This is a genomic window from Streptomyces sp. NPDC012474 (genome assembly GCF_042955185.1).
GTDB classification, from domain to species: domain Bacteria; phylum Actinomycetota; class Actinomycetes; order Streptomycetales; family Streptomycetaceae; genus Streptomyces; species Streptomyces cahuitamycinicus.
Genome location: NZ_JBIBEP010000034.1, coordinates 1 through 12,618, shown reverse-complemented (window position 1 = coordinate 12,618; position 12,618 = coordinate 1). Strand labels below are relative to the sequence as shown.

Genomic DNA, 12,618 nt, shown 5'->3' with positions numbered 1-12,618 from the left:
AGGAGTCGTGTCATGACCGTCGCCGAGCCCCCGCCCACCCGCTCTTCCGTGCCACCGCTCGCCGCACGGGCCCGGGCCGTCGGCGGCTCGCCCGTACGGGACATCCTCGCCGTCACCGCCCGCCCCGAGGTGATCAACTTCGCGGGCGGGCTCCCGGCACCGGAGCTGTTCGACGCCAAGGGCATCGCCGCCGCCTACGAGGCCGTGCTCGCCGAGGCGCCCGCGCGGGCGCTGCAGTACTCCACGACCGAGGGCGAACCCGCCCTGCGGGACGCGCTCGCCGCCCGCACCACCGCGCGCGGCCTGCCGACCGGACCCGACGACCTGCTCGTCACCACCGGCAGCCAGCAGGCCCTCTCCCTCCTGGCCACCGCTCTCGTCGAAGCCGGGGACACCGTCCTCGTCGAGAACCCCTGCTATCTGGCGGCGCTTCAGGTCTTCGGGTTCGCCGGGGCGCGGATACTGGCCGTGCCCGGTGACGAGCACGGCGTCGACCCCGGGGCCCTGGAGGAACTCGTCGTGCGCGAGCGGCCCAAGCTGCTCTACACCGTGCCCACCTTCCAGAACCCCACCGGCCGGACCCTGCCCGCCGGGCGACGCGCCGACGTGGCCGCCGTCGCCGCCCGCCACGGACTGTGGATCGTCGAGGACGACCCCTACGGTGAGCTGCGCTACGACGGTGAACGCCTGCCGTGGATCGCCGCCCACCCGGGTGCCGAGGACCGGACGGTGCTGCTCGGCAGCTTCTCCAAGGTCATGGCGCCCGGGCTGCGGCTGGGCTGGCTGCGGGCGCCCGGGGAACTGCGGCGCGCCTGCGCCGTCGCCAAGCAGGCCGCCGACCTGCACACCCCGACCGTCAACCAGCTCGCCGCGGCCCGCTACCTCGCCGACAACGACCTGGACGCCCACGTCGCCCGCGTCGCCGCCGTGTACCGCGAACGCCGCGACGCGATGGTCGCCGGGCTCGCCGGGGCACTGCCCGCGGGGTCGGTCTGGAACCGGCCCGAGGGCGGCATGTTCCTCTGGGCACGCCTCCCGGAGCCGTACGACACGACGGCCCTGCTGCCGCGGGTGGTCCGGCAGAACGTGGCCTACGTCCCCGGCGCCCCCTTCTACGCGGGCACGCCCGACCGGACGACCCTGAGACTCTGCTTCGTGACGCAGACACCGGCGGAGATCGGGGAGGGGCTGCGCAGGCTGGGGGAGGGGCTCAGTCCCACCAGAAGTGCCACGTCGGCTGGTTGAGGACCTGGTGCTCGGCGTAGGCCCGCAGGGTCGCGTCCGGGCCCTGGTGGATGTTGTCCGGGCAGAACGCGAAGTGCTCGGCGGCCACGGCTTCCGCCGCGGCCGGGGTAGTGGGCGGCGCGGCAACGGACAGCAGCAGGTGGTCGAAGCCCAGGGCGACGAGGCGTATGCCGAAGCGGTCCTCCCAGGAGCGGAGCACCGCGCTGAGGCGGGCGGTGTCGCTCTCGTGGTTCGCCGGGCCCGTCCAGCCGATCGCCGCCGGGATGTCCGCGCTGCGGCGGGCCGGGACGAGGGCGAGGCGGGGCTCCTTGAGGGGACCACCGTCGTCCAGCACGGTGTCCGCGATACCGGCGGCCCTGGCGTCCGGCTCCCGGACATGGCCGACGGGCTCGGCCGGGCCGGGCCAGGGGGTGCCCTCGGCGGAATGCTCCTCCCAGTACTCCGCCAGGACCTCCTCGGCGTCGTGGTCCCCGGAGTAGGACACCTCGCCGGGCATCAACTCCCAGCGGTCCGGGCCGCCATGGCCGTCGCCCGTCTCCAGGACGACCGGCAGGAGCCCCGCACGGCGCGCCGGCTCCAGTGCCGCCCAGCCGCCCGGCAGGGCCCGTCCGTCCGCGCACCACAGCAGCGGCTCGTGCCAGGGGCCCTCGGCTGTGGTGTCGACGAGCGCACCGGCCGGGAGCCGAAGGCCGAGGGAGCGGCCGCTCGGGTCCGCCGCCAGCTTCGGCAGGGGATTGGGAAGAGTCGCCATGGGGGGTGACTGTAGAGCCGGCCACGACAATCCGACCGGCCCGGCGGCCCTCATAGCGGCCAGGATCTGGCCTATTGGCTCCCTACCGTCCGGACATGACCACTTCCCCGGAGAAGACCGACCTGCTGGCCGCGTTCGCGGAGCAGCGCGCGTTGCTGCTGATCACCGTGCGCGGACTCACCGACGAGCAGGCCGCGGAGCGTACGACCGCGAGCGAGCTGACCCTCGGCGGAATCGTGAAGCACCTGGCCCAGGGAGAGGAGACATGGACGCAGATCATGACCGAGGGCGACGGTGAACTGCCCGCCGGCATGCTCGACATGGGGCAGTACCGCATGGCCGGCGGCGACACGCTCCCCGCGCTGCTGGAGCGCTACGCACGGGCCGCGCGGGCCACCGAGGCGGCTGTGGCCGCGTCGGCGGACCTGGACGTCAGCGTGCCGCTGCCGAGGACACCCTGGTCGCCGCCGGAGCCCGAGTACTGGTCCGTGCGCCGGATCCTGCTGCACCTGATCAGGGAGACCGCCCAGCACGCCGGGCACGCGGACATCATCCGGGAGGCCCTGGACGGCGCGAGCACCACGGCCCAGCGCTGACCCGTCGGGGCATCGGACGCGGGCGGCCAAGCCCGCGTGGCCCCCTCCCGCCACCGGGCGGCAGCCGCCCCGATCACGGCCCGGCGCCGCCCGCGTGGCCCCCTCCCGCCACCGGGCGGCAGCCGCCCCGATCACGGCCCGGCGCCGACCCGTGGCCCAGGACTCCGACCCGTGGGTCGGCTGCCGGTGAGAAACAGCGCGTGACGACGCCCGAGGGCGGCACTCCACGGGGGAGTGCCGCCCTCGGGGCCTGTCGTCAGGCGCCGGACATCAGAGCCGCTCGGGCGTCCGGATGCCCAGCAGGGCCATGCCCTGGTGCAGCGTGCGGGCCGTGACCTCGCACAGGAACAGGCGGTTCTCCGCGACGTCCTGCGGCGGCTCCGGCTTGATCACCGGGCACTTGTCGTAGAACGTCGTGAAGAGCGACGCCAGCTGGTACAGATACGCCGTCATCTTGTGCGGGGCGTACTCCGTCGCCGCCTCCGCCACCGTCGCCGCGAACGAGTCCGCGTGCAGGCCCAGCGCGCGCTCCGCCTCGTGCAACTCCAGCTCGGGGTGCGCGACCGGGCGGGAGGCGCCGGCCTTGCGCAGGATCGACTGGATACGGGCGTAGGCGTACTGGAGGTAGACGGACGTGTCGCCGTTCAGCGAGACCATCTGGTCCAGGTCGAACTTGTAGTCGCGGTTCGCCGACGTCGAGAGGTCCGCGTACTTCACCGCGCCGATGCCGACCTGGGTGCCCCGCTCGGCGATCTCCTCCTCGGACAGGTCCTGCGCCTTCTCCCGGACCACCGCCGAGGCACGGTCGATCGCCTCGTCCAGCAGGTCGACCAGCCGGACCGTCTCGCCCTCACGGGTCTTGAACGGCTTGCCGTCCTTGCCGAGGACCGTGCCGAAGGCGAGCTGCGCCGCCTCGACGTCCTCGTTCAGCCAGCCCGCGCGGCGGGCCGTCTCGAAGACCATCTTGAAGTGCAGCGACTGGCGGGCGTCCACCACGTAGAGGAGCGTGTTCGCCTTGATGGCGAAGACACGGTCGCGGATGGCGGAGAGGTCCGTCGCCGCGTAGCCGTAGCCGCCGTCCGACTTCTGCACGATCAGCGGGACCGGGTTGCCGTCCGGGCCCTTGATGTCGTCGAAGAAGACGCAGAGGGCGCCCTCGGAGCGGACCGCCACACCCGACTCCTCCAGGAGGCGGCAGGTCTCGGCGAGCATGTCGTTGTAACCAGACTCGCCGACGATGTCCGCGTCGCGGATCTCCATGTCCAGCTTCTCGAAGACGGAGAAGAAGTAGATCTTCGACTCGTCGACGAACTTCTGCCACATGGCGAGGGTCTGCGGGTCGCCCGCCTGGAGGTCCACCACCCGGCGCCGGGCCCGGGTCTTGAACTCCTCGTCGGCGTCGAAGAGCTTGCGGGCGGCCTTGTAGAGGCGGTCGAGATTCGACATCGCCTCCTCGCCGGAGACCTCGTCGGCGTCGTGGTCCAGCTCGTGCGGGTGCTCCTCCAGGTACTGGATGAGCATGCCGAACTGGGTTCCCCAGTCGCCGATGTGGTGACGCCGGACCACGTTCTCGCCGGTGAACTCCAGCAGCCGCATGACCGAGTCGCCGATCACCGCGGAGCGCAGGTGACCGACGTGCATCTCCTTCGCCACGTTCGGCTGGGCGTAGTCGATGACCGTGGTGCCCGGCTGCTGAGCCTGCGGCACGCCGAGGCGGCCGGTGTCGTCGGCGAAGCGCGCGGCGAGGGTCTCGGTGATCGCGCGGTCGGTGATCGTGATGTTCAGGAAGCCGGGGCCGGAGACCTCGACGTCCTTGATCAGCTCACCCGACTCGACCCGGGACACGACCTGCGTCGCCAGCTCCCGCGGGTTGGCCTTCTCCTTCTTGGCGAGGGCCAGGATCCCGTTGGCCTGGAAGTCGGCCCGGTCGCTTCGTCGCAGCAGCGGGTCCGCGGAGCCGGCCTGCGGCAGAGCCGCCGACAGGGCCGCCGCGAGGCGCTGGTGGACGGAGTCGCTGAGGGACGTGACCGAGGCCATAAGTAGGGGTGCCGTTCTCCTCGAGGGAATCGATAGACACGGCCAGTATTCCATGTGGGTAAAGCCGTTTTTCCGGGCGCGACATGGTCTGGGAGAATGGTGCGGTCAGCCGTGCGACCGTACCGGCTGCCCGATGCAGAAAGAAGGACGTGCCGATCGTGGCTCAGAGCACCGAGACCACCGACTGGGTCTCCCGTTTCGCGGATGAGGTCATCGAGGAGTCGGAGCGCCGGGCCCCGGGCAAACCCGTCGTCGTCGCGTCCGGCCTCTCGCCGTCCGGCCCCATCCACCTCGGGAACCTGCGCGAGGTCATGACCCCGCACCTCGTCGCCGACGAGATCCGCCGCCGGGGCCACCAGGTGCGGCACCTGATCTCGTGGGACGACTACGACCGGTACCGGAAGGTGCCCGAGGGCATCCCGGGTGTCGACGAGAAGTCGTACGAGGAGCACATCGGCAAGCCCCTGACGTCCGTCCCGGCGCCCGAGGGCTCCTCGCACCCGAACTGGGCCGAGCACTTCAAGGCCGCGATGACCGAGTCGCTGGCCGAGCTGGGCGTGGAGTTCGACGGGATCAGCCAGACCGAGCAGTACACCTCCGGTGTGTACCGCGAGCAGATCCTGCACGCCATCAAGCACCGCGGCGACATCGACGCGATCCTCGCCCAGTACCGCACGAAGAAGGCCCCGGCCAAGAAGCAGCAGGGGCAGAAGCCGGTCGACGAGGCCGAACTGGAGGCCGCCGAGGGCTCCGGCGCGGCCGGTGAGGACGACGGCAGCTCCACCGCCGCCGGCTACTTCCCGTACAAGCCGTACTGCGGCAACTGCGAGAAGGACCTCACCGCCGTCACGTCCTACGACGACGACTCCACCGAGCTGACGTACGCCTGCACCGCGTGCGGCTTCTCCGAGACGGTCCGGCTGAACGAGTTCAACCGCGGCAAGCTGGTGTGGAAGGTCGACTGGCCGATGCGCTGGGCGTACGAGGGCGTCGTGTTCGAGCCCTCCGGTGTCGACCACTCGTCGCCGGGTTCGTCGTTCCAGGTCGGCGGGCAGATCGTCGGCATCTTCGGCGGCAAGCAGCCCATCGGGCCGATGTACGCCTTCGTGGGCATCAGCGGGATGGCGAAGATGTCGTCCTCGCGCGGTGGCGTGCCGACCCCGGCGGACGCCCTGAAGATCATGGAGCCGCAGCTGCTGCGCTGGCTGTACGCCCGCCGCCGGCCCAACCAGTCCTTCAAGATCGCCTTCGACCAGGAGATCCAGCGGCTCTACGACGAGTGGGACAAGCTGGACGGCAAGGTCGCCGACGGCAGCGCCCTGCCGGCCGACGTGGCCGCGCACGCCCGCGCGGTGGGTACGGCCGCCGGTGAGCTGCCCCGGACTCCCCGGCCGCTGCCGTACCGGACCCTCGCGTCCGTCGCGGACATCACCGCCGGGCACGAGGACCAGGCGCTGCGCATCCTCAGCGAGCTCGACCCGGAGCAGCCGCTGACCTCGCTCGACGAGGCGCGGCCGCGGTACGACAAGGCCGAGGCCTGGATCAACACGCACGTCCCCGCAGACCAGCGGACCATCGTGCGCGACGAACCGGACGCCGAGCTGCTGAAGTCGCTCGACGATCAGGGCCGCGAGTCGCTGCGGCTGCTGCTCGACGGGCTGGCCGATCACTGGTCGCTCGACGGTCTGACGCACCTGGTCTACGGCGTGCCGAAGGTCCAGGCCGGGTTCCCCGCCGACGCCACGCCGAAGGAGCTGCCGCCGGAGATCAAGACCGCCCAGCGGTCGTTCTTCGCGCTGCTGTACCACCTGCTGGTGGGCCGGGACACCGGACCGCGACTGCCCACACTGCTGCTGGCGGTCGGGCAGGACCGGGTGCGGGCCCTGCTCGGGGAGTAGGAGCAGGGGAGCGACGGGAGGACCGGCGCGGTCACACCGCTCGAAGAAAGGGGCCCTCGGTGAGGGCCCCTTTCCTTGTGCCGGTCAGGCGATGTGCTCGTCCGTCAGCTCCGCGTTGAGACGGTTGGAGAAGCGTTTCATCATGCGCTTCACGTCGGCCTCGTCCAGAGCGACGCCGTACGTCGCCTCGACGTCGGAGATGAACCCGCGCGGGGTGGGCGCTCCGTTCCCGCCCTTGGTCGACTCGCGGAAGACCTGGTAGTAGTCCTCCTCGGTCGGCTCCGGCGGACCGCCGCCGTCACCCAGCTCACGCGTACGGCCCGGGACCACCGGGATGGGGAAACCGCCGGTGTCCTCCGGGGACGGGGACGGGGACGGGGACGGGGACGGGGACGAGGACGGGGCGTCGTGCGGCCGGTCCTCCAGGTACTCCTCGGCCTGCTGCTGCTCCGCGAACCACTCGGCGTACTGCTCCGGGTCGTAGGCCGGGTCGTAGCCGCCCTGGTACTCGACCTCGCGCGGCGTGTTGAACCACGGGCTCTCCTCGGGTTCGGGCCCGGCCTTCGCGTGCTCCGCGACCGGGATGCCGTCCAGGTCCGGACGCCGCTCCCCGTAGGACCCCGCCCCCTGGGGGACGGGCGCCGCCCCGACGGCACGGCTGTCCGCAGCCCGGCCGGGTGCGGCCGCCGCGTCCAGCGCCTGCCGGGGGGCCGGCGGGATCAGCGCGGGTTCGATACCCGCCGCCGCCAGCCCCGCCGGAGCCGTCTCCGCCAACGGCACCCCGTACTTCGCCAGCCGCAGCGGCATCAGGGACTCCACCGGCGCCTTCCTGCGCCACGCCCGCCCGAACCGCGACCGCAGCCGCGCCTGGTACACCAGCCGCTCCTGCTCCAGCTTGATGACCTGTTCGTAGGAGCGGAGCTCCCAGAGCTTCATGCGGCGCCAGAGGAGGAACGTGGGGACGGGGGACAGGAGCCACCGGGTGAGGCGGACCCCCTCCATGTGCTTGTCGGCCGTGATGTCGGCCATCCGGCCGATCGCATGCCGGGCCGCCTCGACCGACACCACGAACAGGATCGGAATCACCCCGTGCATGCCCACACCGAGCGGATCCGGCCACGCCGCCGCGCCGTTGAAGGCGATCGTCGCCGCCGTCAGCAGCCACGCCGTCTGACGCAGGAGGGGGAACGGGATCCTGATCCAGGTGAGCAGCAGATCCAGGGCCAGCAGGACACAGATGCCCGCGTCGATGCCGATCGTTATATCGCTTGTCTGTTGGGGTTGTTGCTATCCCGTACGGATGGCTTCAGTAGAGGCCAGACGAGGTCTGGCCCTGCACTGGCATGCAACGAGCCTGTTGCATGCGAAGGCCCTCACTGGCTCCGCTGTTGCTCAGGTGACTGTTCCAGTTGCAGTTCCCGCTTGCGCTGCTCTTCCTTGATCTTTTCCACGAGGCGCGCGAACCGCCGCAGTCGTTCCTTCTCGCCCTCCTCGGGAGTGAGCGAGGGATCGACGGACTCGTACTCGTCGAGATGGAACTGGACCGCGGTGTAGTGCTTCTCGAGTTCGTCCGCGGTGGACTGCAGGTTGAAGCCGCGCTCACGGAACTTGAAGTAGCCCGACAGACCGGCGGCCACGCCGACCGTGGCGCTGAGGATGGTGGCTGCCAGGTTCAGCGGCGTGATGTTGTTGTCCATGGCGACCAAGGTTGAAGCGACGATCGACCCGGCGATGATGAGCGCCTGGAGTGCGTTGTTCACGCGCCGGTTGCGGGTTGCCCTGACCCTGTATGCGTCCATCAGTTCAAGCGTCGACTCCCGGTAGATCCGCAGTGCGGCCTCGGAGTCGAGGGGGAGCGCCGCTGCGGCGTTCTGCTTCTCCGCGAGCTTCTGGCGCAGTTCGGACGTGTGGTCGACCTTGGTCTTCCGGTTGGACATCAGCATGATGCCCGCGGCGACCCACAGGACTGCCACGATGATGAGACCTGCCCACCGAGTGAAGGTCGGCTTCTCTTCCCAGAGTCCGATGATGACCGTATAGCCCAGGAGACCGGTCAGGACCATGGAGCCGAAGGCGATCAGGTAGTACATCCGCCGCTGGAAGCGTGTGGCCTTCAGATTTTCCAGAGCATGGTCGTAGGCCCTGCTCTTTTCTCTGTACTCGCTCTCCAGCGCGGTGATTTGGGCTTCGGTCAGTCGGGCCACAGCGCTTCTCCCCCATGTACGTGCGGACGTAGCCGTTTCTCGCGCTGCAGATGACTTCGGCTTGATCCGTGTCGAGCGCGGCAGTCACCCTAAGTACGTCAGGCGACACCCGTACACCTCGCCATGAACACTTGGCCGAAAGTCGCCGAGGTGAGAGTCGATGGCTTCTCGGATCGGCGCAGGGTGCGCAGTGACCACCAGTAGCATCGGCTGGTTCGTGCGGCTGGCGCGGGGGACGTAGTTGGGTCGCGAAAAGAGCGTGACCGGGGAGCGGTGTATGGGGCTGTGGGACCGATTCGCCGGCACGTCGGATCTGGATGAGGAACCGTCGGGGCCGAGCCGCGCAGAGAACCTACGGGTCGCGGCATTGGTACTGCACAGATGCGCTGCCACCAGGACACACCTGGACGTACTTTGTCGAGGAGTTCGAGAAGAGTGCCACTCACGGGGACTCACACGTCTTCCGGCCTGCTGCCGAGGAGGAGATTGCCCGCGAGGTCGGCGACATGGTCGTGGCCCTCATCTCTGGCAGCAGCCTCGCTGCACCGCTGGACCGATGTTTTGACATCCAATTGCGGAACTGGAGCTCCAACTGCACTTGCTCCACACTGGTGAGTGAGGCGATCACTCGTGCTCTCGCTCATGTGACGTCGGCTGCTGAGGCCGACGGAAGCGAGCTCGTGATCGTGCTCGACGATCGTCTCGTGGTCCAACCCGAGAGCTGAGATAGGGGCGTCGTGAGGATCAGAAGTATCCGGTGGCTGCTCGCGCCCGTGACGCAGTGGCGTGTACATCGCCTGATGGCGTCCCAGGGGCCTTCGCTCCCGTACGAGGTGGCTTGGACGCTGGTGCGCCTGGGGCAGAAGCCCGAAGAGTTGCCGTTCGCTCAGGCGGCGTGGCCACAGGCGGCCGCGCAGACGGTATCGCGCTCGCCTGAGGGAATGCAGTGAGCTTTTCCGTCTGAGCCATTGGAAAGAGCAGCCAGAATGACCGGATAGGCAACGAGCGCGAAGGGAAGGCGACGTACTGTCGATGCGGCAGTCTCTGGCATCCTCCCCTCCCAATCCCTGCGCCTATCCCCGTAACGGCGACGAACGATTGCCCGGGCCACGGTTGGCAGGTTCACCGCCAAGCGCATGACGGCGCTGCGCCCCGGCATGACGCGCATTCGGTACCCGCAACACCTTCTTCAGCCGGGGCACCACGATGAAGCGGCGAGTGTGGTATTGCGTACGGCGGCCTACCACGGCGATACCGGTCCGCGCTGCTGCGGAGGTCTGGGGGACCGACGAAGGCCCCCCAGCGGCCACCGCGCGCCACGATGCATGATGCCTCCGCCGCGTGGGGCAATGCTGCGGAGGCGTTCGGTGAGGTTGAGGGGATGTCAGCGGCGTATGAGCCACCACGCCACACCGGCCACCAGAATAACCACCATGGCAAGCAGAGCTATCGCTACGGGGTCAATGACACTGAACATGAGTCTCCTCCTGAGCTGATCGTTGTGGTCAAGCCTTCTCGGCTGGCGTTTCTTGAGGTGCCGTCCGGCTCGATAAGGACGCTTTCCCCTCGACTCCACCAGGCCGATGGCTAAGCAGGTCGCCGGGCTGGCATTGGAGCACCTCGCAGATGCGGGTGAGGGTGGTGAATCGGATCGCTTTGGCGCGGCCGTTCTTGAGGATGGACAGGTTGACATTGGTTACGCCGACCCGGGCCGCGAGCTCTGTGAGGGTCATGCCTCGTTCATCGAGAAGGCGGGCGAGATGCACTTCGATGGCATGGTCCTCGTGACCGCCGGCGGACATTAGACAACGCCCTGGAGGTCTTCGCGCATGGCGGTGCCGGCACGTGTGATGCGCGCGAAAGTGAGCAGCCCCAGCGCGGTGAGTAGCGCGAGGTACGGAGGCGTCCACACGCCCAGCCAGGATGCGGCCGAAAAGATCTTACTCTCGGCCAGTGTCGCGATGAGCGCTGCCTCGGCGTTGGCCTGAACGACTTCGGCGGCCAGGCTGCCGACCAGCAGCAACCAGCCGAGCAGCCGCAGCCTGGACGCGGTCTGCAAGGTGTAGATGCCGTCTCGGGCCGCTCCCTGGAGCAGTCTGTTGAGCACAAAGAGAACGACGATCAGCAGCAGCAGGAACGGAAGCCGGTCGAGCTGGTCGAGTAGCCGCTGGTATGAACTGGGGTCCTCAACGCAGTACCGCGGAACGGAATCGACGCTCGCTCCCTGCTCGGGAACGAACCCAATGGGCGTGGTTGAGCTGCTGGCTGACGTATCCACGACGCACAGGTCCCCTGCGCCCCAGCCCCCCGAGATGAACTTGGAGATCACCCCGACTGACAGAGCGACGATGAGCAAGTGCAAGGCGACCGACACCACAGTGGAGAAGGGCTGGAGCAGCTTTCGGTCCTCAGTCATGACCTCACCTTGCTTATCGATTAGCGATAATATCGAGAAACGATACAGGATGGTCGGGCGTGAGGGAACCCCCGGCGACTGCTCGCCTGTATGGGCCTGGCGCTCGGCTCCCCAGGGGAGCACTGAACTCGGGGGGTGACTGGGTCGCGGACGCAGGCTGGTCGCGGCCTGGCGATGACACCGAGCCCATCCGGCGCCACCCGCGCGGCGATCGTGGATCGGTCGCTGCCGGGGCGCGGCAGTGCGGGCAACCTGGACCCATCCAACAACTCGGGGGGGCGTCGACACGGCCTGAGCACGAATGAGGAAAAGCCTGCCCAGGATCAGGCAGGCTCTCCCTCATTCGGGGCTGAAATTATTCCACGGCGGGAACTAGGGTTTAGTTGAACAGCTTGAGGTAGCCACCCACAAACCCGCGATAGTCGCCCCACACGCGCTGACGGCCATCCCAGCTCGATGCGCAGTCAGCCGTCCAGACCGTCTCGCTATGAGCATTGTCGGCCGGCGCTGCCGAGATCCACTCTTCCACCACCCCATGAGAAAGCGAGCAGCCGGGAATGTACTCGTAGCCCTCGGCGCTTCCCGGGTTTACCTTGGTGGTGTCCTTCCCCCGCGTCACATAGTTTGTCGTTACCTTCTGCCCGGACACCTTGACGCCGAGGACATAGTCGGTGTTGATGTGCCAAGCGGATCGACTGACCGACGCCGCCGCGGCGGACAGGCCGGTCGACTTCGCCACGGAGGTGCCGCTCTCCGTCTTGACGACCACGTCACCTCCCGCCAGCTTCCGCATCGTGGTCTTCCCCGGCGCGGGAGCCGTTTCGGACGCCTCGAAAATCTTCTTGAAGATTTCCGGGTCATTCACGATTGTGACGAAGCGTGCCTTCTCGTTGTCCGTGAGAGCCTTGAACTGGCTCAGGGTTTCTGCGGCCTGGGCGTCCCCTTGGTCGGAAAGAGCTGTCATCTCCGCCGTGTACGCAGCGATCAGTTTGTCGGTGGAGGGATCGGCTGCCTGAGCCGACCCCGGCGCCACGAGCACCGCAATGCCCGCAAGGGCGGTGGTGGTCAGACCCGCGATTCTCGTCTTGATGGCGTTACGCACTTCTGTTGTCTCCAATTCACCTTGGAATGTTCGCGAACGAACGGAACAACAGAGGGAAAGTTGCGCCTATATGAGGGCGTGCATAACTCACACACCCTCACCCCCCTGTGTGATCGAGTCGCCTTTCAGGTCTGGGCGACTTCGTAACCCGACACTGACACACCGCGTAATCGTTCGACAACCCTAGCAGGAAATGCCTGAGCTTAATTTGAGTATCCACTGAGCGGAATTACCCGCTAATTGCGCATGTGGGGATGTCAAGTAATCTATCGGTCTAGCCTCGATCTTTCTTGACGGTCCGCCGACGGAGTCGGTGGGCCGTTTCGCTTTCGGTGGCTGATGCCGGGCAGGCCGTGGGCCCGAGTGTCG

The 12,618-nt window shown here is 68.4% G+C and carries 9 protein-coding genes and 1 pseudogene; 3 read left to right on the top strand and 7 right to left on the bottom strand.

Annotated features, from left to right (window positions below; translation table 11 throughout):
- Positions 1-12: 12 nt before the first annotated feature.
- Entirely contained in the window at positions 13-1,245 is a 1,233-nt protein-coding gene (locus ACFY9S_RS39260) for an aminotransferase class I/II-fold pyridoxal phosphate-dependent enzyme (protein WP_391138717.1), read from the top strand.
- Here the strand turns inward: ACFY9S_RS39260 and ACFY9S_RS39255 are convergent.
- Positions 1,211-1,996: a DUF4253 domain-containing protein gene (locus ACFY9S_RS39255; RefSeq protein WP_391138715.1), complete on the bottom strand. Its 786-nt coding sequence runs from the start codon at positions 1,994-1,996 to the stop codon at positions 1,211-1,213. The genes ACFY9S_RS39260 and ACFY9S_RS39255 overlap by 35 nt on opposite strands.
- A gap of 95 nt (positions 1,997-2,091) precedes the next feature.
- Here ACFY9S_RS39255 and ACFY9S_RS39250 point away from each other — a divergent pair, with 95 nt between their 5' ends.
- The gene (locus ACFY9S_RS39250; RefSeq protein ID WP_391138713.1) at positions 2,092-2,592 is read left to right on the top strand and encodes a DinB family protein; all 501 of its coding nucleotides are present in this window, start codon (positions 2,092-2,094) and stop codon (positions 2,590-2,592) included.
- Between the two features lie 270 nt (positions 2,593-2,862).
- On the opposite strand, the gene argS is transcribed toward ACFY9S_RS39250, so the two are convergent.
- Complete coding sequence (gene argS, locus ACFY9S_RS39245; RefSeq protein ID WP_391138711.1) at positions 2,863-4,629, bottom strand: arginine--tRNA ligase; 1,767 nt, start codon at positions 4,627-4,629, stop codon at positions 2,863-2,865.
- Between the two features lie 149 nt (positions 4,630-4,778).
- Between argS and lysS the strand changes: the two genes are divergently transcribed.
- The gene (gene lysS, locus ACFY9S_RS39240; protein ID WP_391138709.1) at positions 4,779-6,527 is read left to right on the top strand and encodes a lysine--tRNA ligase; all 1,749 of its coding nucleotides are present in this window, start codon (positions 4,779-4,781) and stop codon (positions 6,525-6,527) included.
- A gap of 84 nt (positions 6,528-6,611) precedes the next feature.
- Here lysS and ACFY9S_RS39235 read toward each other — a convergent pair.
- The 5 genes and pseudogenes from ACFY9S_RS39235 to ACFY9S_RS39215 form a co-directional block, all read right to left on the bottom strand.
- A pseudogene (locus ACFY9S_RS39235) lies at positions 6,612-7,784 on the bottom strand (DUF2637 domain-containing protein); the annotation flags it as partial.
- A 116-nt stretch (positions 7,785-7,900) separates the two neighbouring features.
- Positions 7,901-8,731 (bottom strand): DUF4231 domain-containing protein, encoded by an 831-nt coding sequence (locus ACFY9S_RS39230; protein ID WP_391138708.1) that lies wholly within the window; start codon positions 8,729-8,731, stop codon positions 7,901-7,903.
- Positions 8,732-10,236: 1,505 nt separating this feature from the next.
- Entirely contained in the window at positions 10,237-10,533 is a 297-nt protein-coding gene (locus ACFY9S_RS39225) for a helix-turn-helix domain-containing protein (RefSeq protein WP_391138706.1), read from the bottom strand.
- Entirely contained in the window at positions 10,533-11,147 is a 615-nt protein-coding gene (locus ACFY9S_RS39220) for a hypothetical protein (protein WP_391138704.1), read from the bottom strand. Before ACFY9S_RS39220 ends, ACFY9S_RS39225 begins: the two co-directional genes overlap by 1 nt.
- 379 nt (positions 11,148-11,526) lie before the next feature.
- Complete coding sequence (locus ACFY9S_RS39215) at positions 11,527-12,249, bottom strand: hypothetical protein (RefSeq protein ID WP_391138702.1); 723 nt, start codon at positions 12,247-12,249, stop codon at positions 11,527-11,529.
- Between the last annotated feature and the right edge of the window lie 369 nt (positions 12,250-12,618).